Source organism: Comamonas testosteroni ATCC 11996 (genome assembly GCF_000241525.1).
Taxonomy (GTDB): Bacteria; Pseudomonadota; Gammaproteobacteria; order Burkholderiales; family Burkholderiaceae_C; genus Comamonas; species Comamonas testosteroni.
Genome location: NZ_AHIL01000038.1, coordinates 157,278 through 184,032, shown reverse-complemented (window position 1 = coordinate 184,032; position 26,755 = coordinate 157,278). Strand labels below are relative to the sequence as shown.

At 60.5% G+C, this 26,755-nt stretch carries 20 protein-coding genes and 1 pseudogene; 9 read left to right on the top strand and 12 right to left on the bottom strand.

What is annotated here, in order from left to right; all coding sequences use genetic code 11:
- Positions 1-49: 49 nt before the first annotated feature.
- A pseudogene (locus CTATCC11996_RS17085) lies at positions 50-1,184 on the bottom strand (IS3 family transposase).
- Positions 1,185-1,389: 205 nt separating this feature from the next.
- Between CTATCC11996_RS17085 and CTATCC11996_RS17075 the strand changes: the two are divergent.
- Positions 1,390-2,514, top strand: coding sequence for an LPS O-antigen chain length determinant protein WzzB (locus CTATCC11996_RS17075; protein WP_034349497.1), 1,125 nt, complete (start codon positions 1,390-1,392; stop codon positions 2,512-2,514).
- A 435-nt stretch (positions 2,515-2,949) separates the two neighbouring features.
- Here the strand turns inward: CTATCC11996_RS17075 and metE are convergent, their stop codons facing one another.
- Positions 2,950-5,271: a 5-methyltetrahydropteroyltriglutamate--homocysteine S-methyltransferase gene (metE, locus tag CTATCC11996_RS17070; RefSeq protein WP_003078443.1), complete on the bottom strand. Its 2,322-nt coding sequence runs from the start codon at positions 5,269-5,271 to the stop codon at positions 2,950-2,952.
- A 128-nt stretch (positions 5,272-5,399) separates the two neighbouring features.
- Between metE and CTATCC11996_RS17065 the strand changes: the two genes are divergently transcribed.
- Positions 5,400-6,323, top strand: a complete 924-nt coding sequence (locus tag CTATCC11996_RS17065; RefSeq protein ID WP_003078442.1) for a LysR family transcriptional regulator — start codon at positions 5,400-5,402, stop codon at positions 6,321-6,323.
- A gap of 44 nt (positions 6,324-6,367) precedes the next feature.
- On the opposite strand, the gene CTATCC11996_RS17060 is transcribed toward CTATCC11996_RS17065, so the two are convergent.
- Positions 6,368-7,585 carry an MFS transporter gene (locus tag CTATCC11996_RS17060; protein ID WP_003078441.1) on the bottom strand — a complete coding sequence of 406 codons (1,218 nt, stop codon included), beginning with the start codon at positions 7,583-7,585 and terminating at the stop codon, positions 6,368-6,370.
- A gap of 150 nt (positions 7,586-7,735) precedes the next feature.
- Here CTATCC11996_RS17060 and CTATCC11996_RS17055 point away from each other — a divergent pair, with 150 nt between their 5' ends.
- Positions 7,736-8,302 carry a TetR/AcrR family transcriptional regulator gene (locus CTATCC11996_RS17055; RefSeq protein WP_034349495.1) on the top strand — a complete coding sequence of 189 codons (567 nt, stop codon included), beginning with the start codon at positions 7,736-7,738 and terminating at the stop codon, positions 8,300-8,302.
- Between the two features lie 248 nt (positions 8,303-8,550).
- Here the strand turns inward: CTATCC11996_RS17055 and CTATCC11996_RS17050 are convergent, their stop codons facing one another.
- On the bottom strand, positions 8,551-9,153 hold the full coding sequence (locus CTATCC11996_RS17050; protein ID WP_003078439.1) for a DJ-1/PfpI family protein: 603 nt from the start codon (positions 9,151-9,153) through the stop codon (positions 8,551-8,553).
- 90 nt (positions 9,154-9,243) lie between these two features.
- On the opposite strand from CTATCC11996_RS17050, the gene CTATCC11996_RS17045 reads away from it, so the two are divergent.
- Positions 9,244-10,581, top strand: coding sequence for an aminotransferase-like domain-containing protein (locus tag CTATCC11996_RS17045; RefSeq protein WP_003078438.1), 1,338 nt, complete (start codon positions 9,244-9,246; stop codon positions 10,579-10,581).
- Positions 10,582-10,738: 157 nt separating this feature from the next.
- Here CTATCC11996_RS17045 and CTATCC11996_RS17040 read toward each other — a convergent pair whose 3' ends face one another.
- The 3 genes from CTATCC11996_RS17040 to CTATCC11996_RS17030 form a co-directional block, all read right to left on the bottom strand.
- Positions 10,739-11,599: an isocitrate lyase/PEP mutase family protein gene (locus CTATCC11996_RS17040; protein WP_003078437.1), complete on the bottom strand. Its 861-nt coding sequence runs from the start codon at positions 11,597-11,599 to the stop codon at positions 10,739-10,741.
- A gap of 124 nt (positions 11,600-11,723) precedes the next feature.
- Positions 11,724-12,725: a Bug family tripartite tricarboxylate transporter substrate binding protein gene (locus tag CTATCC11996_RS17035; RefSeq protein WP_034349493.1), complete on the bottom strand. Its 1,002-nt coding sequence runs from the start codon at positions 12,723-12,725 to the stop codon at positions 11,724-11,726.
- 75 nt (positions 12,726-12,800) lie between these two features.
- Positions 12,801-13,775 carry a Bug family tripartite tricarboxylate transporter substrate binding protein gene (locus tag CTATCC11996_RS17030; protein ID WP_003078435.1) on the bottom strand — a complete coding sequence of 325 codons (975 nt, stop codon included), beginning with the start codon at positions 13,773-13,775 and terminating at the stop codon, positions 12,801-12,803.
- Positions 13,776-13,958: 183 nt separating this feature from the next.
- Here CTATCC11996_RS17030 and prpR point away from each other — a divergent pair, with 183 nt between their 5' ends.
- Together prpR and CTATCC11996_RS17020 are read left to right on the top strand one after the other, a co-directional pair.
- Entirely contained in the window at positions 13,959-15,968 is a 2,010-nt protein-coding gene (gene prpR / locus CTATCC11996_RS17025; RefSeq protein WP_003078434.1) for a propionate catabolism operon regulatory protein PrpR, read from the top strand.
- A 231-nt stretch (positions 15,969-16,199) separates the two neighbouring features.
- On the top strand, positions 16,200-17,147 hold the full coding sequence (locus CTATCC11996_RS17020) for a sensor domain-containing diguanylate cyclase (RefSeq protein ID WP_003078433.1): 948 nt from the start codon (positions 16,200-16,202) through the stop codon (positions 17,145-17,147).
- Positions 17,148-17,198: 51 nt separating this feature from the next.
- Here the strand turns inward: CTATCC11996_RS17020 and prpF are convergent, their stop codons facing one another.
- From prpF to prpC, 5 genes are read right to left on the bottom strand one after another with little or no spacing between them, the layout of a single operon-like run.
- On the bottom strand, positions 17,199-18,392 hold the full coding sequence (prpF, locus tag CTATCC11996_RS17015) for a 2-methylaconitate cis-trans isomerase PrpF (protein ID WP_003078431.1): 1,194 nt from the start codon (positions 18,390-18,392) through the stop codon (positions 17,199-17,201).
- 53 nt (positions 18,393-18,445) lie between these two features.
- Positions 18,446-19,021 carry a 2'-5' RNA ligase family protein gene (locus tag CTATCC11996_RS17010; protein WP_003078429.1) on the bottom strand — a complete coding sequence of 192 codons (576 nt, stop codon included), beginning with the start codon at positions 19,019-19,021 and terminating at the stop codon, positions 18,446-18,448.
- 9 nt (positions 19,022-19,030) lie between these two features.
- Positions 19,031-21,667, bottom strand: a complete 2,637-nt coding sequence (acnD, locus tag CTATCC11996_RS17005; RefSeq protein ID WP_003078426.1) for a Fe/S-dependent 2-methylisocitrate dehydratase AcnD — start codon at positions 21,665-21,667, stop codon at positions 19,031-19,033.
- Positions 21,668-21,690: 23 nt separating this feature from the next.
- On the bottom strand, positions 21,691-22,125 hold the full coding sequence (locus CTATCC11996_RS17000) for a GntR family transcriptional regulator (RefSeq protein WP_236597876.1): 435 nt from the start codon (positions 22,123-22,125) through the stop codon (positions 21,691-21,693).
- A gap of 31 nt (positions 22,126-22,156) precedes the next feature.
- Entirely contained in the window at positions 22,157-23,344 is a 1,188-nt protein-coding gene (gene prpC, locus CTATCC11996_RS16995; protein WP_003078422.1) for a bifunctional 2-methylcitrate synthase/citrate synthase, read from the bottom strand.
- A 170-nt stretch (positions 23,345-23,514) separates the two neighbouring features.
- Here prpC and CTATCC11996_RS16990 point away from each other — a divergent pair, with 170 nt between their 5' ends.
- The 3 genes from CTATCC11996_RS16990 to CTATCC11996_RS16980 all read left to right on the top strand — a co-directional run bounded on the left by CTATCC11996_RS16990 (position 23,515) and on the right by CTATCC11996_RS16980 (position 26,747).
- Complete coding sequence (locus tag CTATCC11996_RS16990) at positions 23,515-25,002, top strand: short-chain fatty acyl-CoA regulator family protein (RefSeq protein WP_003078420.1); 1,488 nt, start codon at positions 23,515-23,517, stop codon at positions 25,000-25,002.
- 233 nt (positions 25,003-25,235) lie between these two features.
- Positions 25,236-25,967 carry an SDR family NAD(P)-dependent oxidoreductase gene (locus CTATCC11996_RS16985; RefSeq protein WP_003078419.1) on the top strand — a complete coding sequence of 244 codons (732 nt, stop codon included), beginning with the start codon at positions 25,236-25,238 and terminating at the stop codon, positions 25,965-25,967.
- 12 nt (positions 25,968-25,979) lie between these two features.
- Entirely contained in the window at positions 25,980-26,747 is a 768-nt protein-coding gene (locus tag CTATCC11996_RS16980; RefSeq protein WP_003078416.1) for an SDR family NAD(P)-dependent oxidoreductase, read from the top strand.
- Positions 26,748-26,755 lie beyond the last annotated feature (8 nt).

Sequence of the window (26,755 nt, the reverse complement as noted above, 5' to 3'; positions counted from 1 at the left end):
TGGTCAAACTACGCTTGGACTGCCCCACTCCAGTAGGCACTTCCCAGCCTCAAGCCCGGGCGCGCTCAACCGCCTCGGGGCTGATGCCACCCAGATGACTTTGGCGACGTGACCGGTTGTAGAACACCTCAATGTAGTCAAACACATCGGCCCGAGCCATGTTCCGGGTCTTGTAGATGAGCTTGCGAATGCGCTCCTTCTTCAGACTGCTGAAGAACGATTCCATGACGGCATTGTCCCAGCAGTTTCCTCTGCGACTCATGCTGGGCACCAGGCCGTGAGCTTGGCTGAAGCGCTTGAAGTCATCGCTGCTGTATTGGCTGCCCTGATCGGACTGTACAAACACCTCGGTTGCCGGCCTGCGCCGCCAAACAGTCGCCAGCAATGCATCGAGCACGAACTCTCGGTTGAGCGTTGCCTTCATGGACCATCCAACGACTTTGCGTGAGTACAGGTCCACCACTGCAGCTAGGTACAGCCAGCCTTGTCAAGTGCGAATGTAAGTGATTACAGTGATCCAGGCCTTGTCTGGCGCGTCCACAGTGAATTGCCGCTGCAAGTGGTTGGGGGCAATGATTGAAGGCCGGCTTGCAATGTGCCATGGCGCTTTGTAGCCCCGCACAGCCTTGATCTTGTGCTTGCGCATGAAGCGTGCAACGCGATGCTTGCCGCCATATTCACCCGCCTCTCGCAGATCCGCAAACACACGGCGAGCGCCATAGACCCCATGGCTGGCCGTGTATGAGTAGTAGATCAGCTCGAGCAAGCGTCTGTCTTCTTGTTCGTGAGTTGAGATCGGATCATGCAGCCATGCATAGCACCCTGCGCGAGCAACCCTCAGCAATCTGCACATCAGGCTGATGGCGTGCTGAGTACGGTGCTCGTTGATAAAGCGGTACTTCACTCGGGCTCCCTGGCCAAGTTCCGCAAGGCTTTTTTAAGATGTCCCGTTCTTCTTCGATCCGCCGCATCTGACTCCGTAAGCGCAAGATCTCGCTCTTGGCTTTGTGCAATTCCTGGGACTTCTGCTCATTGCGGTCAGGCGACGCAGCCTTGACCCATTTGTAGAGGCTGTGTGTTGAGACCCCTAGGCGGGCTGCTACCTCTGCCGCCGAATAGCCGCGCTCGATCACTTGTTTGACGGCTTCTTCCTTGAATTCGGGTGTAAACCGCTGTGCGCTCATGAACTGCCTCCTATGCTCAAAAGATAGACCGGGGATGTCTACCTGCATAGGGGCAGTCCAGACCGTGATGGTGCATCCAAGCAGGCGGGTTGAGTGGTTGCACCTATTTACATATCAAGCATAATTGCATCTTTAACGTATCTTGTGCTAACTAATTGCATGTGCCGCGGCATGCTTGTTCTTTCGTGCAATTTCTGCGAAGTGTATGAATTCCCGACTCAATGTAACTATAGAAAAAACGGCCGTATCGTTGCAATCGGTGTTGAGCCGCCTGCGGCCGCAATTGCCCGTTATTTTTGCTGCGGCAGTCGTTGGGGTGCTCATCGCAACGGTGGCAGCCTTCACAGCAAAGCCACGCTACGAAGTCAGGGCTTTCGTGGACAAGCCGTACTTCAATGAACTAACCGAACTCAATATCGGCCGCAGTAGTGCGACGGGACTCGAGCAATACTCTCCGGATCAGGTCTATGCGTATTTTGTGCGTCGACTGATCACGGACGAAGCCAAGCAGCGCTTCTTCCGCGACACTTATCTGCCATCGCTTGACTCTCCTCCCGCATCTGAAGAGGAAAAGCAGGCGTTGTATGGACGTATGCAAAAGATTGTCCTGAAAGTCACCCCTCCGCCCGAAAAGGCCAGAGGCGGGAGAAGTCTTTACAGTGTGGATGTCGAATCACGCACCGGTGAGCTAGCCGCTGAATGGCTTCAGACTTTTTTGGCACAAGTATCCGAAGATGCAAGAAATGCTTTAATCAAAGATATTGAGCAATCCATTCAGCTACATGTGCGCAATACAGAGCGTGCATTGGAAGAGAAAACATATACAGCAGAGCTGCTCAGAAAAGACCGCCAGGCCCAACTCACTGAAGCACTGAAAGTAGCGCAAGCAGTAGGTATCAAAGACCCTCAGATGACTACGGCGCAGCCGCCAAGGCAGGATACGGCTGCATCATTCCTTGACGGCTCTCGATTGTATGCGCGAGGTTCAAAGTCGCTTCAGGCGGAGCTTGAGGTGCTTAGGCAGCGCAACGATGACACGCCCTTTATCGATGGATTGCGGCAAACCCAGGCTCAGCTGAATCTTCTAAAAGAGCTGGATCCAGCTGCAACCAACTTCAAAATTTTCCACATTGACGGCGAAGTAAATGTGCCGTTGAAGCCGCGATCTCCCAACAAAAGCCTTTACCTGGCAATTGGCTTGTTCCTGGGCCTTGCAATCGGCTTCCTGATCGCGATGATCCGATCTGGGATCCTGCGAGAGTTGCTCTTGGAGGCAGAGCCTAATTCTCAGTCAGCCTTCCACAAGCTGGAAACTGTTTACAGCAAGTAGTGAGTTCAAGAGCCTAAGCCTTTGGTAGGCAGTCTCGCGTTTGGAATGCATGGTCTCGCCGATAGGTATTGCGAATAATGAGCGCGTTAAATAGGCAAGAGCAAGCTTCAGAGTTGCGGCAGTCTTGGGTGGTTTGGTGTGGTTCTGATGTAGGTTGTTGATTGCAAACGAAATAAATGGATTGCAAACCCGGTTAGATCAGTTAGATCTCTGGTTCCCGCCTCGAAACTAGTGGTAAAAGCCCTGCAGATAAATGTCTGCAGGGCTTTTTGCTTTGTACGGTTGGTATCTGAATACGTCGCAAGTCCTGAAGGCGGGCGCCGCATCTCATCGCCCTATGCAACTCAGGTCTGCTGCAGGCCATGTCCTTTCGCTATGGAAAAGCCCAGGGCAATGCCCTGGGCGAGTCAGAGAAGACGGGAGTGATGCCTGCGTTCAGACGGGCTCGGCCAGCTTCATGCTTTGGCGCAATGTCTTGGCTGCCTCCACCATGTGCTGCAGTGCAGGAATCACTTCAGCCCACTGGCGTGTCTTGAGGCCGCAGTCGGGGTTGATCCAAAGGCGTTCCGCGGGAATGCGTTCTGTTGCTTTCTGCATGAGCTGCAGGATGTCTGCCTTGGTGGGAATATTGGGCGAGTGGATGTCGTAGACCCCCGGGCCGATCTCATTGGGATAGTCGAAGTGTTCGAAGGCATCCAGCAGCTCCATATCCGAGCGCGAGGTCTCTATGGTGATCACATCTGCATCCATGGCCGCAATGGACGCAATGATGTCGTTGAACTCCGAATAGCACATATGGGTGTGAATCTGGGTCTCATCGGCAACGCCATTGGCGCTGATGCGGAAGGACTCCACGGCCCAGTGCAGATATTCCTTCCATTGGGCTTTGCGCAATGGCAAGCCCTCGCGCAAAGCGGCCTCGTCGATCTGGATCACGCGCACGCCGGCTTTTTCCAGATCCAACACTTCTGCGCGAATCGCCAGAGCCAGCTGATAGCAGGATGTGGAGCGTGGCTGGTCATCGCGCACGAATGACCAGTTCAGGATGGTCACCGGGCCTGTCAACATGCCTTTCATGGGTTTGGGGGTCAAGGACTGGGCGTACTGGATCCATTCCGTCGTCATCGCCTTGGGGCGGCTGATGTCGCCGAACAGAATGGGTGGCTTGACGCAGCGTGAGCCATAGGACTGCACCCAGCCGAACTGGCTGAAGGCGTAGCCGTCGAGCTGTTCGCCGAAATATTCCACCATGTCGTTGCGTTCGGCCTCGCCATGCACCAGTACGTCCAGCCCAAGAGCTTCCTGCTCTTGCACGCAGCGTTCGATCTCGGCGCGCATGGCGCCTTGGTAGCAGGCGAAATCCAGGAGACCGGCCTTGAGCTCGCTGCGCGCCTGGCGGATCTCTGCAGTCTGTGGGAAAGAGCCGATGGTGGTGGTTGGGAAGGCTGGCAGCTTGAGCCGGCGGGCTTGCTTGGGGGCACGTGCTTCATAGCTGCTCTGGCGCCGGCCCAGCCCGGCGCTTATCTGCTTGACCGCAGCTTGCACGGCAGGGTTGTGGACGCAAGGCGATGCTCGGCGTGCAGCCAGAGCTGCAGCGTTGTCGGCCAGTTCGGCCTTGACGCAATCTCGGCCATGGCGCAAAGCCTTGCCCAGCACGCGCAGTTCATCCAGTTTTTGCTGCGCGTAAGCCAGCCATGATTTGATGTCGGCATCGAGCTTTTGTTCGCTGTTCAGATCCACGGGTACATGCAACAAGGAGCACGATGGCGCAATCCAGAGACGCTCGCCAAGGCGCTCGGCTAGCGGCTCTACCCAGTCCAGCACGGCAGTCAGATCGGTTTTCCAGATATTGCGGCCGTTGATCACGCCCAGCGACAGCACCTTGTGTGCGGGCAACAGACCCAGCAGTTGCTGCACGTCGTCCTGACCGTTGATGGCATCGATGTGCAGGCCGGCTACGGGCAGGTTCGCTGCCAGATATTTGTTCTCGGCGAGCTGGCCGAAATACGTTGCCAGCAGCAGCTTGATCTTGCTGCTTTTGAGGTGGTGGTATGCAGTGTTGAAGGCATGTTGCCAGTCGGCATCGAGTTCTGTGACCAGAATGGGTTCGTCCATCTGCACCCATTCAACGCCCTGGGTCGCCAGCACATCCAATAGCTGCGCATAGATGGGCAGCAGGCGCTGCAGCAATTCCAGCTTGCTGGTGCCGTCCTTGGCTTTGCCCAGTGCCAGATAGGTGACGGGACCGATGAGGACGGGCTTGGCCTGTATGCCTTGTGTCCTGGCTTCGGCCAGTTGTTCCAGCAGGCGCGATGCATCGAGCTTGAATTCGGTGGTCGAGCTGAACTCGGGCACGATGTAGTGGTAGTTGGTGTCAAACCACTTGGTCATCTCGCCCGCGGCGACACCAGCACAGCAGTGGGTGTGAGCGGTACTGTGGGATTCGGTCCTGATCGCCGAGCGGCCGCGGGCCACGCGGAAGTAATTGTCCAGTGCATCGCCGTTGAAGCCTTGCACCCGCTCGGGCAGATTGCCCAGCGTAAAGCTCATGTCCAGTACCTGGTCGTAGAACGCGAAGTCACCTACGGGAACCCAGTCCAGCTCTTGCTGCGCGGTCCAGTGGCGTTGTCGCAGCTCGGCGCCCAGCGCCTTGAGTGCATCGCGTGAGGTCTCACCTCTCCAGTAGGACTCCAGCGCGAACTTCAGTTCGCGCTTTGCGCCAATGCGAGGAAAGCCCAAGTTGTGAATAGTCGTCATGCAGAAATCCAGTCTTTTGATCTTTGGCCCATGGCCAGAGTGGCTCGGGTCAGCGGACTGGATATTCTTTGAATCGATGTATGAAGTAAAATGGTTGTTTCTCATATATCCATGAATTGTGTTCACAGATGATTGAGCGTATCCATCTCGCCATCGTGCAAGAGGTTGAAAAACAAGGCTCTTTGACTGCGGCAGCCGATGTGTTGTGCGTCACCCAGTCCGCTCTGAGTCACAGCATGAGAAAGCTGGAGGCCCAGCTTGGCACCGATGTCTGGTTGCGGGAAGGGCGCAGCCTGCGCCTGACGCAGGCGGGTCAATACCTGCTGGCGGTAGCCAATCGCGTGCTGCCTCAGCTGGATCTGGCCGAGTCGCGTTTGCAGCAATTTGCACAGGGAGAGCGCGGCAGCTTGCGCATCGGCATGGAATGCCATCCTTGCTACCAGTGGCTGCTGAAAATCGTTTCACCCTATCTGGCCGCCTGGCCCGATGTGGATGTGGACGTGAAGCAGAAGTTTCAGTTTGGCGGCATCGGTGCGCTATTCGGCTATGAGATCGACATGCTGGTCACGCCCGATCCGCTGTTCAAGCCCGGCCTGCACTTTGAGCCCGTCTTTGACTATGAGCAGGTGCTGGTTGTGGCGGCGGATCACGCCCTGGCCCAGGCTGGCCATGTCAAGCCAGGTGATCTGGCTCGCGAGGTGCTGATTACCTACCCCGTGGCCGTGGACCGGCTCGACATCTATACCCAGTTCCTTCTGCCCAAAGGCATTGCGCCCAGGCGCCACAAAACCATAGAAACCACCGACATCATGATGCAGATGGTCGCCAGCGGCCGGGGCGTCGCGGCCCTGCCGCGCTGGCTGGCTCTGGAATATGCCGAAAAGATGGCCGTCGTACCCGTGAAGCTGGGCAGCAAGGGGATCGCCAAGCAAATCTACCTCGGCGCGCGCGAGGCAGAGTTGCATACCGACTATCTACAGGCCTTTATAGCGCTGGCACGAGCACCTGGCCTGGCTCTGCCGGCGGCCGTACTCACACAGAAAGTCTCTTGAAAAGATAGCTGTAATCGATTGCGCAATAAGCGATAGCGGCTGACTCACATGTTGATGGCGGTCATTCCCGGTGCCGACGCACGGTCGGCTTGCCGTCCGGCCTGCACGCCCCACAGCCACATGGCGCCACCCGCCAGCAGTGTCAGCACAAACGATTGCTGAGCGCCCCAGTGGTCGATCAGCCAGCCGGCAGCGGCTGCACCCAGGGCCACGCCGCTGGCCAGGCCGGTCAGCAGCCAGGTCATGCCCTCGGTCAGTCGGTTGGCCTGTACTTGCTGCTCCACCAGGCTCATGGCCACGGTAATTGTCGGGCCAAAGGTGATGCCTGCCAGCAGCACGGCCAGCGTCAGCGCGGTCAGATTGCTGGCCAGCAGCAGGGGCAGGGCGGAGATGGCGACCGATGCCCCGACCCAGACGATCTGGTGGCTAAGCGGCATCTGCAGGCGCAGCGTGCCAAACAGCAAGCCCATGGCACAGGAGCCCAGCGCATAGAAGGACAGCACCACGCTGGCCATGCCGGGCTGGCCCTGAGCCGTGGCGAAGGCCACGCTGGCCACATCGATCACGCCCACGATGACGCCTTGCGCCAGCATGAACAGCGCCAGCGTTCGCACCACAGGCTGGCGCAGCATAGACGAAGTCCTGCCTTGTTCCGAGCCGGCATGCGGGCTGACAGGTGGTTCGGTGCGGCGTTGCACCACAAACAGACCTACGCCGATGATGAGGAACAAAGCTGCCGCCAGCGGGCCTGCCTCAGGGAACAGCAGCATGCTGAGGCCCACCGACAGAGGCGGGCCGACGATAAAGGCCAGATCGTCAAGCACGCCTTCCAGTGCAAACGCGGTCTGCAGCTGAGGCGTTCCACTGTAGATTGCGGTCCAGCGGGCGCGAACCATAGCCGGCATGCTGGGCAGGCTGCCTACGGCAGCGGCCAGTACCAGCAGCAGCCAGTCCGGCCCCTGCCAGTGGGCGCAGGCAAGCAGGGCCAGCATGGACAGCGCACTGCTGGTGGCCGCAAACGGCAGCACCCTGAACTGACCGTAACGGTCAACCAGCGCCGAGATGCGCGGTGCCAGAACGGCAATCGACAGCGCGAAACAGGCCGACACCATGCCTGCCAGCGTGTAGGCGCCGCGCTGTTGCGACAGCATGGTGATCAAGCCAATCCCCGTCATCGACAGCGGCAGTCGCGCCAGCAGTCCCGCCAGCACAAAGCCCGTGCTGCCCGGCGCGGTAAACAGCTTGCGGTAAGCATTCAACATGGAAACCCTTGCATAGATTCATTTGCATACATTGTGTATGCGAGTGACATTCTAGGAGCTTGGGATGTAGCGCGTATGATTGGCATACGCTTTGTATGTGAATATCGCCGGGAGTTCGCTTTGACCCAAGTTCGCCAGAGTCGTGCCAGCATGATCGAAGCCACGCGGGCCAAGCTGATCACCGCGGCGCGCAGCGCTTTTGCCAGGCATGGCTACGCCCAGGCAGCCATGGAAGAGCTGACCGCGCAGGCCGGTTTGACGCGCGGCGCGCTCTACCACCACTTTGGCGGCAAGTCCGGTCTGCTGGCTGCCGTGGTGGCGCAGATGGATGAGGAAATGGACCAGCGGCTGGAGCTTGTGTTGCGAGGCCATGCCGATCCATGGGAAGGCTTTCTAGCCTATTGCCGTGCCTATCTGGCCATGGCGCAGGAGGCTGAGATTCGCCGCATCGTGCTGCAGGATGCGCGCTCTGTGCTCACCGGTACTGACCAGGGGCAGCAGCATCAGCAATGCATTGCTTTTATCGCCGGTTTTTTGCAGCAGCTCATCGACGAGGGCATCATCGTGAATGCCAGTGCAGCTGCGCTGGCAAGGTTGCTCAACGGCTGCCTGATCGAAGCGGCTTTCTGGATTGCCGAGGAGGGCGCTCCACCCGAGCGCCTGAACGAGGCCTTGCAGGCGCTGGATTTGATGCTGCAAGGCTGGAAGGCGGCGTGAGCCATTGCCTGAGCCGTGCCTGCTGTGCTTTACCCGCAGTAGCAACAATGAGGATCGTTTTGACCGCCTGGGTGTTCTCGAGTTGAGGGCATCAGCGATTTTTGTGCAAGCGAACAATCCGGAATTTGCAAAGAGCCCGGGCTCAGAGGCCTTACCGAAATCGACGACCGGCCGCATTCGAGTCGCCTGAGGTCTTCAGGGCGCTTCAAAGCGGTCGCTGCCGGCGGCGATCAAGCTGATGCAGCAGGTCAGTCAGGCAGGTAAGGCGAGATATTGGCGATGGCCCGGGCCACATAGACATCTTTCTCACCCACCGGGGCCACGTAATGCAATGCACTCCTGGCGGCCTCAATCCCCTCGACACGGGCAATAAGCCATGCGGCAAGGTATTGCGCTGCCAGGCAGCCTCCAGCGGTAGCCACGTTGCCGTTTGCGAAGAAGGGCTGCTCCAGCACGCGTATGCCAGCCTCTTCAACCCAGGGCCTGGTTGTCAGGTCGGTACAGGCCATCACGCCATCCAGCAAGCCGAGCTTGGCCAGTACCAGCGTGCCGGAACACTGTGCAGCAATCAGTTGCCGTGAAGGGTCCAGCCTGAGCCTTGACATGAGGTCGGCATTGCGCGCGATCTCTCGCGTTTGCATTCCACTGCCCACGATGACCGCATCTGCAGCACTCGCGTCCTCCAGAGTAGCCTGGGCTTCGATGACCACTCCGTTCATTGACTTGACCCGTGCACTCGGGCAGGCAATCGACACCCGCCAACCGGTTCGCTTGATGCGGTTGAGTATGCCTAGAGAAATGAGTGAATCGAGCTCGTTAAAGCCTTCGAAAGTCAGGATTGCGATATGCATTGGGATGTTCCGGATGTGAACTTGTATCAATGGTCATGCTAGAGATGAGGTCCAATACACTCAAATAATTGTCATGGATACAGGCTCTATATGCCGATTGCCCGATACAAGCAGCTGGTGGACCAGCTCGCCTCGGAAATTCGCGAAGGCCGGCTGGCACCGGGCACACGCCTGCCCACCCACCGGCAACTGGCATCCCGGGAAGGACTGGCCCTGGTCACGGCGACTCGTGTCTATGCCGAACTGCAGGCCATGGGCCTGGTCAGCGGCGAGACGGGACGAGGAACCTTTGTGCGTGAAACAGCGCTGCCACCTGGCCTCGGTATCGACCAGCATGCCACTGCGATAGGCATGCTAGACCTGAACTTCAACGCTCCTGCTCTTCCTGGTCAAGCCGAGTTGTTGCGCTCCGCATTGCGTCAACTTGCCGTCAGTGGAGATTTGGAGGCGCTGCTGCGCTATCAGCCGCATGGAGGCCGGGCCCATGAACGAGCTGCTATCGCCCTATACCTTGAAAACCGTAGGCTGACGGTTCCTGCCGAACAGGTGCTTATCGTGGATGGGGCACAGCATGGACTCGCAAGCACGGCCATGGCATTGCTGCAAGCTGGCGATGTAGTGGCTGTTGACGCTTTGAGCTACCCGGGCTTCAAGGTGCTGGCGCAACAGTTGAGGCTTGAGCTGATTGCCATTCCGGCAGCTGGTTCGGGGCCTGACCTCGATGCGCTGGAGTTGCTGTGCCAACGCCGCAAGGTGCGCGCGGTCTATGCAATGCCGACTCTCCATAATCCGCTTGGATGGGTGATGAGCATCAACCGACGTCATGCATTTGCAGCGTTGATCCGTCGCCATGGCTTGTTGCTGATTGAAGATGCCGCGTATGCGTTTCTTGCTCCGGATGCTCCACCGCCCATGGCTGCACTGCTGCCAGAGTCCACGGTATATGTCTCAGGTTTTTCCAAGAATGTCGCCACGGGTTTGCGGGTGGGCTTTGTGGCCGCGCCGGCAGCCTGGATATCTCGGATAGAACGAGCTATCCGTGCAACGACCTGGAACACCCCCGGAGTCATGACCGCCATGGTTGTGAGCTGGCTGAGAGACGGGACTGTTGCCAGGCTGGAAGCTCAGAAGCGAGAGGATGCCAGGATGCGTCAGAAACAGGTGACGCAGGTCTTCAAAGGGCTGCCCTGTATGCGCCACCCCAGTTCGTATTTTGTCTGGCTCCCCATGCCTGAAGACCTGAGAGCCGATCAGGTCGCTATGGCACTGCAGACGGCAGGAATTTCCGTGTCTACGGCCGAACCCTTCGCCACTGGCGTGCAAGTGCCGCAAGCTCTGCGGCTGGCCTTGGGGTCGGTGCCGCTCGAAAAACTTCGGCATGCCTTGATGCCGGTCAGGCTGGCGCTGGATGGAGCCACGCTGCTATAGAGGATGACGCCAAGAACTCTCTGCGTATCCGGTTTCAGATCCGTAGCCAGGGGAGTGAATGATGCCGGCCATGGTCACACCGGCCATGAAAACATGGCATGCAGCGCTTGATGTATCAGCGCTGCATGCGATTTAGGCGCTGGGTCCGGAGACCGGATTACTGGTACTTTTGCTCCAGCCCATCCCAGAAGTCCTTGTTCACCAAGCGCTGGCGCTCAAGAAACGGAGCGACGATGGCGGGGTCTTCATCGACCTTGTGATCGTCACGCAGCAGCGTCAGGCACTTTTGCATGCCGGCCACAGCGCCTTGCAGTGCGGCATTGGCGTAGAGCACAAAGCCATAGCCCAACTCACCCAGTTCGTCGGCGTTGAAGATGGGGGTCTTGCCGCCGATGACCATATTCATGAGCTGGGGAGCTTGCAGGCGCTGCGGCAGGGCGCGCACTTCTTCGGCCTGGGTAACGGCTTCGACAAACAGGATGTCGGCGCCGGCTTCCTGAAACTGCTGGGCACGCTCGATGGCGGCTTCGAAGCCGTGGACGGCGGCGGCATCGGTGCGGGCCATGATGAGGGTGCCGCTGTCGCGGCGCGCATCGACGGCGGCCCTGATCTTGCCCAGCATTTCGCTGGTTTCGATCACGGCCTTGCCATTGAAGTGGCCGCAGCGCTTGGGGCTGACCTGGTCTTCGAGCTGAATGCAGTCGGCACCGGAACGCTCCAGCGTGCGCACGGCATGGTAGGTGTTGACGGCGTTGCCGAAGCCGGTATCGGCATCGACCAGCAGCGGCACCTCCACGGCGTCGCGGATGCGGGCCGTATGGTCGGCGATATCGCTGAGACCCATAAAGCCCTGGTCGGGCATGCCGAACCACATATTGGTCACGCCGGCACCGGTTACATAGATGGCTTCAAAGCCCAGATCGGCGATCAGCCGCGCCGACATGGCGTTGAAAGCTCCGGGAACAATGACACCGCGGCGGGCATCGGCCAGGGCCTTGAGTTGTTGTTTCGGGTTCATGAGATTCGTGTTGAAAAGGGCTTTGAGGCTTATCTGATGGGTGCATACAGATATCAGGTTTGATGGCTGCATGCACTTCTGACGGGTGCCGCCAGGCAGAGCTGCCGCGCAGCTCCCCAGAGGGTTAGTCCAGCGAAATATTCGCGTTCTTGATCACCGGCCCCCACTTGGCGCGCTCGGCTTCCAGGTATTTGCCATAGGCCTGGGCCGTGCCGCCCATGATCTGGCCGCCACTGCTTTCGATCATCTGGCGCAGAGACTTGTCGGTCTTGAGCGCTTCGTTGACGGCCTGGTTGAGCTTGGCCACCACGGCGTCGGGCGTGCCGGCCGGCGCAATCATGCCCAGCCAGTTGTACGACTCAAAGCCCTTGACCCCGGCTTCATCCAGCGTGGGCACCTCGGGCAGCACGGCCAGACGGGTCTTGCTGGAGACGGCCAGGGCATTGATCTTTTTGGCCTTGATGGAAGGCAGGGCTGAGTAGCCCATCTCGAACATCATGGCCAGATGGCCGCCCATGAGGTCGGTGGCTGCCAGCGAGCCGCCCTTGTAGGGCACATGGGTCAGCTGGGTCTGGGTCTGGTAGGCCAGCAGCTCGCCCGACAGATGATGGGCCCCGCCCACGCCCGAGGAGCCATAGGTCAGATCGCCAGGCTTGGCCTTGGCATGGGCCAGCAGCTGCTGCACGCTCTTGAAGGGCTGGTTGGGAGCGGTGGTCAGAAACAGGGGTGCTTGCTCGATGAGGATGATGGGCTTGAACGCCGTCTTGGCGTCATAAGGCATCTTCTTCATCAGCATGGGGTTGGTGACCAGGGGGCCTGGCGAGCCGAAGCCGAAGGTGTGGCCGTCGTTGGCCTTGGCGATAGCGTCCGTGCCCGTTACGCCACCGGCACCGCCGCGGTTGTCGATGATCACGGGCTGGCCCAGCACCTTGCCCAGCGAGTCGGCAATCAGGCGTGCGCGAGTGTCGGCATAGCCGCCTGCCGCATAGGGCACGATGAGCTTGACGGTGCGGGTGGGCCAGGCTTCAGAGCCCTGGGCCAGAGCGGCAGAGGGGCCGCCCAGCAAGGCGGTGGCGGCGGCAGCGCAGGCAGTGGCGCGCAGCAAGGCGTTTCTACGGGAAATCATGAATCAGCTCTCAGTACTATTTTCAGGCTTCAGCGTATATGGGGTATACGCTGGATGCTATGCTTTTTGTGAATCTCACTTTTCCTGCATTTGAGCTGCCTTGACGATCTCGCCCAGGCGCTTGCGCTCGGCATCGGCAAACTTCACGAATTCCGCACGTGTGCCGCCGACCGGCTCGATGCCCAGTCCCTTGAGCTTCTCGACGGTGGCGGGCTCCTTCATGGCCTTGTCCACGGCAGCTGCCAGCTTGTCCAGAATGGCGGGCGGCGTGCCCTTGGGGGCATGAATGCCGGCCCAGTGCGCGATCTGCAGATCCGCAAAGCCTTGCTCGACGGCAGTGGAGAGCTGGGGGTAGGCAGAGATGCGCTGGGTCCAGGTCGTGGCCAGAGGTTTGAACTTGCCCTCGTGAATGATGTGCGGCAGCGCGATGATGCTGGCTTCGGACGTGCCTTCGACCTGGCCGCCCAGCACGGCCGTGGTGCTCTCCGAACCGCTCTTGTAGGGCACGGGCTGCAGCTTGGCACCGTATTTCACATTCAGCATCTCGGCCACGAAGTGCGGCGTGCTGCCCGTACCGGCGGTGGCAAAGTTGAAGCCGGCGCCCTTCTTCGAAGCTTCGACGAAGTCGCGCAGATTGTTATAGGGCGCGTTCTTGGGCACCACGATCACCGAAGGTGCGAGGCCAATCATCACCACGGGCTGCAGTGCATCATCCTTGAAAGGCATGGTCTTCTTGATCATGCTGTTGGAGATGACGCCTGCCGCACTGACCAGCAGCGTGTAGCCATCGGGCTGGGCCTTGGCCACGATATCGGCACCCACTGTGCCGCCTGCGCCGGGGCGGTTGTCGATCACCACGGGTTGGCCGAGGATCTTGGAAGCGCCTTCGGCCGCCGAGCGGGCCATCAAGTCATTGGCGCCGCCTGCGGAAAACGGCACCACAAGGCGAATCGGGCGCGTGGGCCAGTCGGCTGCCTGGGCCAGGCCAGCTGCGCCCAGCACGGAAAGAGTCAAGGCCTGGACAACAAGATTGCGACGGTTCAAAAACATGGATATCTCCTGGATCCAAATCCCTATTGGTATGGCCTGGTAGTGCAAGCACTGTGCCAGACAAATCTAGGGAAAACCCTTTGCGAATCAAGTGTTTGAAATCATTAGGTTTTTCTTGAGTTTCTGGACTGGCTGCCTGCGGCGGTGTATGGGATCTATATCGATAATGAAATAATCATTTTCATGAATGAAACAAATGCGATATCGAACGATGGCGTCAAACGTCTGCCGGCAGCTGGCCAGCTGCATTTGTCCCACATCGTCACCGTAGGCCGCTACCGTGTGGGACGGGTGCTGGAGCGGCTGGCACAGCCCTGGTCGGGCGAGGCCAGGTTCTCGCATATCTCGGCATCGTTCGACGATGCGGTGGCCCAGGTGCAGGCACTCAATCTGCGCCAGCCCATCGATGCTCTGGTGGGGGCGGGAGCCAGCGGTGCCTGGATTCGAGAACGCGTGGACATTCCAATGGCTATGGTCGAAGTGCGTGGCCTGGATTTGCTGCAGGCGTTGCGCCAGGCCAAGTTGCAGACCACCGAGGAAGCTCCGCGCGTGGGTCTGGTCAACTTCGAGGTGCCGTCTCCCGTGGTGGCCCAGTTCGACAGCCTGTTCGGCCTGGGTCTGGTCCAGATCGCCTATCAAGGTCCGCATGACGCGCCGGCCTGCGTGCAGAAACTCAGGGCGTCGGGCGTTGGCGCCGTGGTGGCGCCGGGCCTGGTGGCCGACCTGGCAGAGCAGGCTGGCATGGCCAGCGTGTTGCTGTATTCCGATATTTCGGTGCGCCAGGCGCTCAGCGATGCCATGCTGCTGGCCCGTCATCGACATGCCGAGCGTGACCGGCATCAACGCCTGGAAACCGTGCTGCACCAGCTGCAGGACGGTGTGGCTGCTGTGGACGAGCGTGGCCGCATTTGCGCGCTGAACCCACGCATGGCCGCCTTGCTCGGGGTCCCGGTCGAGGCCTTGCACGGCCGCATGCTGGACGAGGTGGCTCCGGCCCTGGGCACGGCCCGGGCACTTGCCGGTGAGGAGGGGGGAGAAGAGGTGGTGCAACTGGCCCTGCGTACCCTGGTGGTGCGACGCGCGCCAATTGTGGAGAACGGGCTGGTGACCGGCGCTTTGCTGGTCTGCCGCGATCCTGCCGTGATCCAGCGGGCCGATCGCAGCCTGCGCGCCAGTCAGCGGCAAAGAGCTGCCGGTGTGCGCTGGCGCATTGAGGACTATCTGGGCAGCAGCCCCGCTGCCCAGCGCGTGCGACTGCTGGCCAGCCAGTATGCGAGCAGCGATGCGACGGTGCTCATTCTGGGCGAAAGCGGGACCGGCAAGGAGCTGGTGGCGCAAGGCATTCACAGCGCGGGGCGGCGTGCAGAGCAGCCATTTCTGGCGGTCAACTGCGCGGCGCTCAGCGAAAGCCTGCTGGAGAGCGAGCTTTTCGGTTACGAGGAAGGCGCTTTTACCGGAGCCAGGCGCGGCGGCAAGACCGGCCTGATCGAGGCCGCGCATACCGGGACCCTGTTTCTCGATGAAATTGGCGACATGCCGCTGGCGCTGCAATCGCGGCTGCTGCGCGTGCTGCAGGAGCGTGAGGTATTGCGCGTAGGTTCCACCGCGCCGATTCCCGTGGATGTGCGCGTGATTGCCGCCACCCATGCGGATCTGGCCGATCAGGTGGAGCGTGGCCGGTTCCGGCGCGATCTCTATTACCGGCTGGCGGTGCTGCGCCTGAGCACGCCTTCGCTGCAAATGCGTGGTGCCGCCGATGTTGCGGAACTGGGCCGCGCCATGCTGGCTCAGCGCCTGAGCGCTGCAAACGGGTTGCCCCGCGCACTGCATGACAGAGTGGAGCAGCAGCTCGATGCACTGCTGGCCAGGGCTGCGGCGCATGACTGGCCCGGCAATGTCCGTGAACTGGACAACTGGGTGGAGCGTCTGCTGGCCTGCAGCGACTATCTGGGCTCAGGTCGGGGCGGCCTTCTGGATATGGCGCGCTTGCTTGAAGTCTTCCCTGAGTGTGCCGATGGCCTGACTCTGGCCCAGCCTGCCGCGGCCCGGCAGGCACAGCTCAGAGACGCGGGTCGCCTTGCCGAACAGAAGCGATTGCGCGAGGTGCTGGAGTCGGTCGGGGGTGATCAGCGTCAGGCCTGTGAAATTCTCGGCATCAGCCGGGCCACTTTATGGCGGCGCATGAAGGCTTAGCGGCGTTGCAGCGCGGGGTCCGCCATACGTATGATTTCGGCCAATATCGCGAGTGCATGGCGTGAATTGCGGAAACCGGCGCAACAATCACCAGCAAGCGGAGATTGGGCTGTGCCTCGGGCTTTCTGGGAGTCAAAGACTGCAGGCTCCGCTGTCTGGTGAGCCGGGTCGAGGCCGGAACCACAGCCGGGCCTGATGTTTTATCGATTGAGATCGGGAGAGAGACGGGTTATGTCCGACGTGAGCGAGCTTGAGAGCGAGAGTGCGGTCTATAGAACCTTGCTGGAGTCCACCAAGGCCATTCCCTGGAAGATCGATTGGGCGACCATGAAGTTCGCCTATATCGGCCCTCAGATCGAGAGTCTGCTTGGCTGGAGCCGTGAAAGCTGGGTCAGCGTCGAAGACTGGGCCATGCGCATGCACCCCGACGACCGCGAATATGTGGTGAATTTCTGTGTGAGTCAGTCCCAGGCCGGCGTGGACCATGAGGCTGACTATCGCGCTCTGACCAAGGACAACGGCTATGTCTGGATTCGCGATGTGGTCCATGTGGTGCGCAATGCGCAAGGCGAGGCCGAAGCGCTGATCGGCTTCATGTTCGACATCAGCGAGCGCAAAAAGACCGAGGAAAGGCTGCTGAGTCTGCAAAAGGAGCTGGAGGTGCTTTCCTTCAAGGATGGTCTGACCAGCATTGCCAACCGACGCTGCTTCGATACCAGCTTCGAGCAGGAGTGGGAGCGCACGCGCAGTGATGGCAAGCCCCTTTCCATGCTGCTGTTCGATGTCGACTTCTTCAAGCAATACAACGATTTGTACGGTCATATCCAGGGCGACAAATGTCTGGTGGATATTGCCCAGACCCTGAGCCTGGCGCTGGACGGACAGCGTGACCTGGTGGCGCGTTACGGTGGCGAGGAGTTTGTAGTGCTGCTACCCGAAGCCGATGCCGAAACTGCGCAAAAAGTGGCCGAGCGCTGCCAGCGCCTGATCCAGAAGCAGTCCATCGTGCATGCACTGTCGCCCCATGGCAGGCGGGTCACCATGAGCATTGGTGCGGGGACGGTGCAGCCGGCAGAGCATGATCGACCTGCCAGCTTTATCGAAGCCGTGGACCGGCAGCTCTATGCGGCCAAGAACAAAGGCCGCCACCGGATTGAAAGCGTCATCTTGAACGCTTGAACCCTGCCCAGGCCTGCGTGCGGCAGGCGCCCGGCAGGGCAATACCTGGTGTCAGGCCTGCAGCACTTCGCCCGGCACCCGTACCCAGCCTTCCATCAGAATGCGGGCGCTTCGGCTCATCAAGGCCTTGGTGACCTGCCATTGCCCCTGGTCGCTCCTGGCTTCGGCCCCCACACGCAGAGTGCCGCTGGGATGGCCAAAGCGTACGGACTGGCGCTCGCCGCCGCCCGCCGCCACATTGACCAGCGTGCCGGGAATGGCGGCAGCCGTGCCGATGGCTACGGCAGCCGTGCCCATCATGGCGTGGTGCAGCCGGCCCATGGACAGCGCCCGCACCACGAGATCGATGTCCTCGGCAGCAATCACTTTGCCGCTTGAGGCGATATAGCTTTGCGCAGGAGCCACAAAGCCTATCTTGGGCGTGTGCTGGCGTGTGGCAGCTTCACTCAGATCCTTGATCAGGCCCATCCTGAGTGCGCCATGAGCGCGGATGGCTTCAAACCTGGCCAGGGCGGGGCCATCGCTGTTGATGGCATCCTGCAGTTCGCAGCCGGTATAGCCCAGCTCGCCGGCATCGAGAAAGATGGTCGGAATGCCGGCATTGATGAGGGTCGCGCAAAAGCGGCCGACGCCGGGAACGTCCAGCTCGTCGCAGACATTGCCGGTGGGAAACATGGCCGTGCCGTCCTCGCCTTCATCGGCGGGATCCAGGAACTCCAGGGCCACTTCGGCAGCGGCAAAGGTCACGCCGTCAAGTTCGAAGTCCCCGATTTCCTGCACCTGACCATCGCGGATCTGCACATGGTTGATGATGGTCTTGCCGATATTGGCTTGCCAGATGCGAATGGTGGCCACGCCGTTGAGCGGAATGTGCTCGGCCGGAATCAGACCCATGTGAATGGCGCAGGGACCGACGGCAGCGCTCAGGTTGCCGCAGTTGCCACTCCAGTCCACAAAAGGCTGATCGATGGAAACCTGGCCAAACAGATAGTCCACATCGTGATCGGCGCTTGCACTCCGGCTGAGGATCACGCCTTTGCTGGTGGAGGATGAGGCATTGCCCATGCCGTCAATCTGCTTTCCATAGGGGTCGGGGCTGCCCAGGGTGCGCAGCAAGATGGCGTCGCGAACAGGGCCGGGCTGCCGGGCCGCTTCGGGCAGATCCTGCAGCTTGAAGAACACACCTTTGCTGGTGCCTCCGCGCATATAGGTGGCGGGAATGCGGATTTGCGAAGTGAGGGACATGGAATGGCAAACAAACAGGGTCTTCAACGCTCAAGCCAGGCTTGAGCCTTGAATCAGTGAAACAGGCGTAGCTGTTGGGGACGAGGCGGAGAGCCGGAAGCCAATGGCCAGCGATGCAGTACCTGGTAGCGTAACTGCTTGCCTGTGCCGGTTCGCTCGACCAGCTGAATCTCATCGATCAGCCAGTCAACGGGGTCGATATGCCGAGTGGGCAGGGCATGTAGAGCCCCGTAGCTGATGGTGATATGTGGTCTATGGCCGCCATCCTTGAAACCGTGGGATTTCAACTCGGTCTGCAGCGTTGTCAGCAGTTGGTTGAAAGGCTCTGGACGTCCGCGGGTGCACAAAGACCAGTGAATGCGTTCGCCCTCCTCACCGCGAACGCGGTTGAAGCTGAGCTCGAAGGCCTTCAACTGCGCCGCTTGCACGGCATTGCCTGCGGCCAGCAAGGCCAGCCGAGTCTCTTGCCCGGAGTCAAACGGGCCACACCAGGTTTGGTGCCAGTTATCTGGAGAGAACAGGCGCCCGCCCAGTTCCTTATCAAGGCCCAAAGCGCTGATCCGGGCACGCAGGCGATGACGTACCGGGCTTCGGGGCTGGGTGACAATCAGTATGCGTGCCTGGCTCATAGCAGCTCCTTAGCTCACAAGTTCAGCCGTCAATGCGGAATCGGCTGGGGCATTGTCCGCCAGGAAGTCCTGGGCAAAGCGCTGCAGCACGCCACCAGCCTCGTAAATCGAGACCTCTTCCTCGGTATCGAGGCGGCACAGTACCGACACTTCGGTGCGGGCACCTGTCGTCCGGTGGATATGAAGTGTAAGCGTGGCCTGAGGGCTGCGCCGGCCGATGACATCAAAGCTCTCAGTGCCATTCAACCCCAGTGTGTGGCGACTTGTGCCGGGCAGGAACTCCAGCGGCAACACCCCCATGCCGATCAGATTGGTGCGGTGGATGCGCTCAAAGCCCTCGGCCACGATGGCCTCCACACCGGCCAGGCGCACGCCCTTGGCGGCCCAGTCGCGGCTCGATCCCTGGCCATAGTCGGCTCCGGCGATGACGATCAGCGGCTGCTTGCGCTGCATATAGGTCTCTATGGCCTCCCACATGCGCAGTGTCCGGCCCTCGGGCTCAACGCGGGCGAGAGAGCCCTGGCGCACCTGGCCCAGGTCGTCCACCACCATTTCGTTGAAGAGCTTGGGGTTGGCAAAGGTGGCACGCTGTGCGGTCAGGTGGTCGCCGCGGTGTGTGGCATAGGAATTGAAGTCCTCCTCGGGCAGACCCATTTTGTGCAGATACTCGCCTGCGGCCGAGTCCATCAGGATGGCGTTGGAGGGCGAGAGGTGGTCAGTGGTGATGTTGTCGGGCAATATGGCCAGAGGGCGCATGCCGCGCAAAGTGCGCTCGCCCGCGAGGGCTCCCTCCCAGTACGGCGGTCGGCGGATATATGTGCTTTGCGGGCGCCAGTCATACAGTGCCTCGACCTTCTCGCCCTGGTCTGCACGGATGGCAAACATGGGTTCATAGACTGCACGGAACTGCTCGGGTTGGACGGCCGCCTTGGCCACGGCGTCGATCTCCTCGTCGCTGGGCCAGATGTCCTTCAAGCGGATTTCGCGGCCCTGGAAGACGCCCAGCACATCGTTCTCGATATCGAAGCGGATGGTGCCCGCAATCGCATAGGCCACGACCAGCGGCGGCGAGGCGAGAAAGGCCTGTTTGGCATAGGGGTGGATGCGGCCATCGAAGTTGCGATTGCCCGAGAGCACGGCCGTGGTGTAGATGTCGCGGTCGATGATCTCCTGTTGAATCACGGGGTCCAGCGCGCCGCTCATGCCGTTGCAGGTGGTGCAGGCAAAGGCCACTACGCCAAAGCCCAGCGCTTCCAGGTCTTGCAGCAGACCAGCTTGCTGCAGATACAGCGGCACGGTCCTGGAGCCGGGGGCCAGCGAGGTCTTGACCCACGGCTTGCGCGTCAGTCCCAGATTGCGCGCATTGCGTGCCAGCAGGCCGGCCGCGATCACATTGCGCGGGTTGCTGGTGTTGGTGCAACTGGTAATGGCTGCAATGATGACTGCCCCGTCGGGCATCCGGCCATCGGTTTGCGTCCACTCACCGGCAATACCTCTCGCCGCAAGTTCGCTAGTTGCCAGGCGGGCATGCGGATTGGAAGGGCCGGCCATATTGCGCACCACGCTGGACAGGTCAAAGCTCAGAGTACGTTCGTATTCGGCATCTTCCAGGCAGTCTGCCCACAGACCTGCCTCTCTGGCGTAGTTCTCGACCAGTTGCACCTGGGCAGGCTCGCGCCCCGTCAGGCGCAGATAGTCGATCGTCTGTTCGTCGATCGCAAACATGGCGGCCGTAGCCCCATATTCGGGCGCCATGTTCGAGATGGTGGCGCGGTCGCCGATGGAGAGGCTGCGCGCGCCTTCACCATGGAACTCCAGATAGCTGCCCACCACTTTCTGCTGACGCAGGAATTGGGTCAGGGCCAGCACGATGTCTGTGGCAGTGATGCCGGGCTGCCGCCTGCCAGTGAGCTGCACTCCAACAATCTCGGGCAGGCGCATCCACGAGGCGCGGCCCAGCATCACGTTCTCGGCTTCCAGCCCGCCCACACCCACGGCGATCACGCCCAGTGCATCGACATGCGGCGTGTGGCTGTCCGTGCCCACCAGGGTGTCGGGATATGCTTCACCATCGATAGCGTGGATCACAGGGCTCATGCGCTCCAGATTGATCTGGTGCATGATCCCGTTGCCCGGCGGAATCACTTCCACATTCTTGAAGGCCCGCTTGCACCAGTCTATGAAATGGAAGCGGTCTTCATTGCGCCGGTCTTCGATGGCGCGGTTTTTCTCAAAAGCCTGAGGATCGTAGCCGCCGCACTCCACGGCCAGCGAATGGTCCACGATCAGTTGTACGGGCACGACGGGGTTGACCGCAGCCGGGTCGCCGCCTTGCTCGGCAATCGCATCGCGCAGGCCGGCCAGGTCGACCAACGCAGTCTGTCCCAGGATGTCATGACAGACCACGCGGGCCGGGAACCAGGGAAAGTCGCGTTCGCGCTTGCGTTCAATGATTTGCGTAAGGTACTCGGTCAGGTGTGCCGGATCGCTGCGCCGTACCAGGTTCTCGGCATGGACGCGGCTGGTATAGGGCAGTGTGGCCCAGGATCCGGGCGAAATATCCTCCACCGCGGCCTGCGCATCGAAGTAGTGAAGCGCGCTGCCAGGCAGGGGCTTGCGGTAGAGCGGGGATTGGTGCTTGCTCATTTTTTTCAGTCTGTTCGCGGATTTCAGAGCGCAGTAGCTGTGCGCTGCTGCGCGGTCGGTGTGGCGGAGCACATCATGGCTGTGCGCGGGGCAGGGCCCAGGGCCAGTTGCAGCCTCGCCTGTGCGATGGCATACAAACGTGCAGTCAGCTCCATGCAGCCTGGGGGGCGCTGGCCTTGCAGCTGCGCAAGGTGATGCGCAAGCAAGCTGCATAGGTGGTGGGCTTCTGCCACCTGGGCTGCGGTGAGCCGGGTCACCGCCATACCACGCCTGGGCTGGGCTGTCAGCAATCCTTCATGGCATAGCAGCTTCATGGCTTCACGCACAGGGGTGCGGCTCACGCCAAACTCCTGCGCCAAAGCGCCGTCGTTGATGTCGGAGCCGGGCGGCAAGCAGTGGCTCAGAATGCGCTCGCGCAGTTTGTCGGCGATGGCAATGCACAGTGAATGGGATTGCATGGGCTTGGCGGTCATGGCGCTCGGAAGAGATTTACTTGCGTTCGTCGATAGGAACGAACTTCAAATCATCCGGGCCTGTGTAGTTGGCGCTGGGACGGATGATCTTGTTGTCCTGGCGTTGCTCGATGATGTGCGCCGCCCAGCCGCTGGTGCGCGCAATCACGAACAGCGGCGTGAACATGGCAGTGGGCACGCCCATCATGTGGTAGCTGACGGCGCTGAACCAGTCGAGATTGGGGAACATGTTCTTGACTTCCCACATCACTGACTCAAGCCGCGCGGCAATGTCGTACATCTTGGTGCTGCCGGCTTCATCCGACAGCTTCTTGGCGACGTCCTTGATGACCACATTGCGGGGGTCGCTCACGGTATAGACCGGGTGGCCAAAGCCGATCACGACCTCCTTGGCATCCACGCGGCGGCGAATGTCGGCCTCGGCTTCGGCAGGGTTGTCATAGCGCTTCTGGATCTCGAACGCCACTTCGTTGGCACCTCCATGCTTGGGTCCGCGCAGCGCGCCGATCGCGCCTGTAACGGCCGAGTACATATCGCTGCCTGTTCCGGCCACCACGCGGGCGGTAAAGGTCGAGGCATTGAACTCATGCTCGGCATACAGATTGAGCGAGGTATGCATGGCGCGCACCCAGCTCTCGCAAGGCCTGACGCCATGCAGCAGATGCAGAAAGTGACCGCCGATGGAATCGTCCCCGGTTTCGACCTCGATGCGGCGGCCCGAGTTGCTGAAGTGGTACCAGTAAAGCAACATGCTGCCCAGGCTGGCCATCAGGCGGTCGGCGATATCGCGCGCACCTGGAAGGTTGTGGTCGTCTTTCTCCGGAAGCGCGCAGCCCAGGGCGGAGACACCGGTGCGCATCACGTCCATGGGATGGCTGGCGGCGGGCAACTGTTCCAGCGCCGTCTTTACGCTGCCGGGCAGGCCGCGCAAAGCCTTGAGCTTGGCTTTGTAGGCCTTGAGTTCGGCCTGTGTGGGCAGCTTGCCATGTACCAGCAGATGGGCGATCTCTTCAAACTCGCAGACCTCGGCAATGTCGAGAATGTCGTAGCCGCGGTAGTGCAGGTCGTTGCCGGTCTTTCCCACGGTGCACAGCGCCGTGTTGCCTGCGGTCACACCGGAGAGGGCGACGGACTTTTTGGGCTTGAAACTTGCGACGGCATGGGGGGGGGCGGTTGGGGATGCGGCGGCGGTCAGAGTGCTCATGGGTGTCTCCTTTGGGTGTGCAGTGCAGGCCCTTGCTGGTCTGCGATACTTCGCAATCTACGCATTTGCTTTTTATGCGTACAGAACTGAATTGGTGAATGCTTGCGAAGGTGATTGCATGTATTTGCAAATTTTGCGAATCTTTGAAGTCAGAAATAGGGAGCGGGTAATTGGCCAAGACATTCATGGGCGTGCGATTGCGCAGCCTGCGTGCCGAGCGTGGTCTTACGCAGGCTGCGCTGGCCCAAGCGCTGGAGTTGTCACCCAGCTATCTGAACCAGATCGAGCAGGATCAGCGTCCGCTCACTGTGGCCGTGCTGCTCAAGATTCACAGGGTGCTGGGCGTCGATATCCAGCAGTTCTCCGAGGATGAGGAGGCCCGCTTGCTGGCGCAGTTGCGCGATGCAGTCGCCGCCATGCCTCAGCCAGAAGGTGCAGTGCCGCTGCCCGAGCTGCGCGAGGTCGCAGCCAAGCTGCCGCAGCTGGCACAGATGTTGCTGGCCATGCACCAGCGTCACCTGGCGGACGCCGAGAGGCTGGAGGCCTTGACCGCCCATCTGGGTGATGGCCGCGCAGGGCCTGATACCGACTCCTCGGTTCACAGAGATGTCGCTGGGAATGGCGCGATGGCAGACCTGCTGGCTGAGCCCTTGCGCCAGATGCCGTTCGAGGCGGTACGTGATTTCTTCTTTTCCCACCGCAATTACCTTGATGCGCTTGATCGTGCTGCCGAAGCGCTGGCTCGGCAGGCTGCAGAGCAAGGTGGTCATCTGCATGATTGGCTGCAGTACCGGTTGCAGGCACGACATGGGGTATTGGTTCTGCGTGCTCATGTTGGGACCGCTGAGAAAGCGGGCAGCCATAGGCGCTACGATGCTCTCACGCGTACCTTGTATGTGGCACCGCAGCTGAGCCCCATGCAGCAGGCATTTCAGCTGGCTACGCAACTGGCACTGCTGGAGTTTGATTCACTGATTGAAAGGGAGCTGCAAAGCGTGTCCTGGCAGGACGAGGCCACGCGCCGGCTGGCACGCATGGGGCTGGCCAACTATGTAGCCGGGGCATTCGTGCTGCCATATGGAGTGTTTTTGCGTGAGGCCGAAGGCCTTCGCTACGACATAGACTTGCTGGCAAGGCACTTCGGTGTGGGCTTTGAGACCGTCTGCCATCGTCTCTCCACCTTGCAGCGAAGCGACGCGCCGGGTGTGCCGTTTTTCTTTATCCGAGTGGACCGGGCTGGCAATATCAGCAAGCGCCAGTCGGCCACGCATTTTCATTTCTCCAAGACAGGCGGCACCTGCCCGTTGTGGGTGGTGTACGAGGCTTTTACCCAGCCGGGTCGCATCGTGCCCCAGCTCGCCAGCATGCCGGACGGGCGTGTCTACCTGTGGATTGCTCGCACCATCAGCCATGCTGGCCAGGGCTGGGGGGCACCAGGCAAGACTTTCTCCATCGGCCTGGGCTGCGACTTGCAGCACGCCGCGCGGCTGGTGTATTCCCAAGGCATGGATTTGCGCAATATAGGAGCTGCGACTCCTATCGGCATGGGCTGCAAGGTATGCGAGCGCAGCGCTTGCCCGCAACGTGCCTTCCCGTACGTGGCCAAACCGCTCAGAGTCAATGAGAACGAGAGCGGCTTTGTCCCCTATGGCGGTTAGTTGCTGCTGCCATGTGCGGTGAAGTTGGAGATGAGGCATCTGACACGGGATTGCTGTCACCAGCTGATTGCCAGATGTGAAATTGCAGTGGAACGAAATTCTGTATTGGATTGGTTGCTATTTTTTAATAGCTTATTGCGCAAATTCGCTTAGTCTTCTTGGACGATGGGCTGAAGGCGATTTCTTTTTACGCTGTCTTCAAGTTTTGATTGCACATCAACAAGGAGACAAGAATGCGTCTAGCAGGAAAAGTTGCCGTGGTCACAGGGGCGGGCCAGGGCATGGGGCGAGCGATTGCACAGCGTTTTGCCGATGAGGGAGCCACTGTGGTGGCCGTGGACTTGAATGAAGAAGCTGCCAAGCAGACCCTGCAAGGAAAGCCTGGCAAACATCTGGCTCGTTCCTCCAACGTAGCCGACAGCGCTGCGGTCGATGCGCTGTTTGTCGAAATCCGCGAAAAGCTGGGCGCCGTCGACGTGCTGGTGAACAACGCCGGCGTAGGTTCGGTGGACCAGTTTGCCGATATTCCCGACGCGACCTGGGAGCGCGTGATTGGAGTGAACCTGAACGGCGCTTTCTACTGCGCCCGTGCCGCCGTCAAGCAGATGCAGGAAGGCAAGGGCGGTGCCATCGTCAATATCTCCAGTACCTCGGCTGTCAGTGGTGACGGTCCGGCGCACTACTGCGCTTCCAAGGCCGCCCTGATGGGTTTGACCCGCGGCATGGCCAAGGAGCTGGCATCCAAGAAGATCCGTGTAAACACGCTGGTTCCCGGCCCCACCAACACGCCCATGATGCAGGGCATTCCTCAGGAATGGGCCGATGCCATCATCGCCGGCGTGCCCATGGGGCGCATGGCTGAGCCAGAAGACATCGCCAAGGTGGCAGTGTTCCTGGCCAGCGACGACAGCGGCTTTGTGACGGGGCAGAACGTGGCAGTCAACGGCGGCAGCGCCTTCCTCTAAGGAGAGACCAGCATGAGCAAGCGTCTGGAGGGAAAGATTGCATTTGTGTCGGGTGGCGGCTCCGGTATCGGTGCCGCAACGGCTGAGCGTTTCGCACAGGAGGGGGCAACCGTTGTGATCTGTGGCCGCCGCAAGCAGGCTCTCGACGAAGTCGTGGCCAAGATCAAGGCGGCAGGCGGCAGTGCCGAGGCCATCGTGGCCGATGTGGGCAACGAAGCCCAGTTCGTTGGTGCGCTGGAGCAGACTGCCAAAAAGCATGGCAGCCTGGACATTCTGGTCAACAACGCCATGGCCTACACCTGGGGCGGCATCGACAGCATGACCACGGCCGACTGGCATGCCAACTTCAGCACTTCGGTGGATGGCACCTTCTGGGGGACGCGCACAGCGCTGAAGCTGATGGCCGGCAAGGGCGGCTCTATCGTCAATATCGGCTCCATCTGCGGCACGCTGGGCACGCCCTATATGTCGGGCTACTCGGCAGCCAAGGCGGCCATTCTCAACTTCTCGCGTGCCGCAGCCGCCGAAGGTGCGCCTGCTGGCGTGCGCGTGAACGTGGTGATTCCTGCCGTGGTGGAGACCCCTGCGACAGCAGGAATGCTGGCTGATGAGGCATCGCGCAAGAACACCGAAAAGCTCATCCCCATGGGCCGTGTCGGTCAGTCCAATGAGCTGGCCAATGCCGTGCTGTTCCTGGCCAGCGATGAAGCCAGCTATGTGACAGGTGCTGCACTGCCCGTGGACGGTGGTCGTTCCGCCGTTCTGGTGACTGCGCTGTAACAGAAAGC

Excerpts from the sequence above, each read along its gene's own strand:
- CTATCC11996_RS17060 (WP_003078441.1), bottom strand. The coding sequence starts at position 7,585 with ATGTTGAATGCTTACCGCAAGCTGTTTACCGCGCCGGGCAGCACGGGC.
- prpF (WP_003078431.1), bottom strand. The coding sequence starts at position 18,392 with ATGTCCCTCACTTCGCAAATCCGCATTCCCGCCACCTATATGCGCGGA.
- CTATCC11996_RS17020 (WP_003078433.1), top strand. The coding sequence starts at position 16,200 with ATGTCCGACGTGAGCGAGCTTGAGAGCGAGAGTGCGGTCTATAGAACC.
- CTATCC11996_RS17035 (WP_034349493.1), bottom strand. The coding sequence starts at position 12,725 with ATGATTTCCCGTAGAAACGCCTTGCTGCGCGCCACTGCCTGCGCTGCC.
- acnD (WP_003078426.1), bottom strand. The coding sequence starts at position 21,667 with ATGAGCAAGCACCAATCCCCGCTCTACCGCAAGCCCCTGCCTGGCAGC.
- CTATCC11996_RS16980 (WP_003078416.1), top strand. The coding sequence starts at position 25,980 with ATGAGCAAGCGTCTGGAGGGAAAGATTGCATTTGTGTCGGGTGGCGGC.
- CTATCC11996_RS17065 (WP_003078442.1), top strand. The coding sequence starts at position 5,400 with ATGATTGAGCGTATCCATCTCGCCATCGTGCAAGAGGTTGAAAAACAA.
- CTATCC11996_RS16985 (WP_003078419.1), top strand. The coding sequence starts at position 25,236 with ATGCGTCTAGCAGGAAAAGTTGCCGTGGTCACAGGGGCGGGCCAGGGC.
- metE (WP_003078443.1), bottom strand. The coding sequence starts at position 5,271 with ATGACGACTATTCACAACTTGGGCTTTCCTCGCATTGGCGCAAAGCGC.
- prpR (WP_003078434.1), top strand. The coding sequence starts at position 13,959 with ATGAATGAAACAAATGCGATATCGAACGATGGCGTCAAACGTCTGCCG.
- CTATCC11996_RS17040 (WP_003078437.1), bottom strand. The coding sequence starts at position 11,599 with ATGAACCCGAAACAACAACTCAAGGCCCTGGCCGATGCCCGCCGCGGT.
- CTATCC11996_RS17045 (WP_003078438.1), top strand. The coding sequence starts at position 9,244 with ATGCCGATTGCCCGATACAAGCAGCTGGTGGACCAGCTCGCCTCGGAA.
- CTATCC11996_RS17050 (WP_003078439.1), bottom strand. The coding sequence starts at position 9,153 with ATGCATATCGCAATCCTGACTTTCGAAGGCTTTAACGAGCTCGATTCA.
- prpC (WP_003078422.1), bottom strand. The coding sequence starts at position 23,344 with ATGAGCACTCTGACCGCCGCCGCATCCCCAACCGCCCCCCCCCATGCC.
- CTATCC11996_RS17030 (WP_003078435.1), bottom strand. The coding sequence starts at position 13,775 with ATGTTTTTGAACCGTCGCAATCTTGTTGTCCAGGCCTTGACTCTTTCC.
- CTATCC11996_RS17075 (WP_034349497.1), top strand. The coding sequence starts at position 1,390 with ATGAATTCCCGACTCAATGTAACTATAGAAAAAACGGCCGTATCGTTG.
- CTATCC11996_RS17055 (WP_034349495.1), top strand. The coding sequence starts at position 7,736 with ATGATCGAAGCCACGCGGGCCAAGCTGATCACCGCGGCGCGCAGCGCT.
- CTATCC11996_RS17000 (WP_236597876.1), bottom strand. The coding sequence starts at position 22,125 with ATGCAATCCCATTCACTGTGCATTGCCATCGCCGACAAACTGCGCGAG.
- CTATCC11996_RS17010 (WP_003078429.1), bottom strand. The coding sequence starts at position 19,021 with ATGAGCCAGGCACGCATACTGATTGTCACCCAGCCCCGAAGCCCGGTA.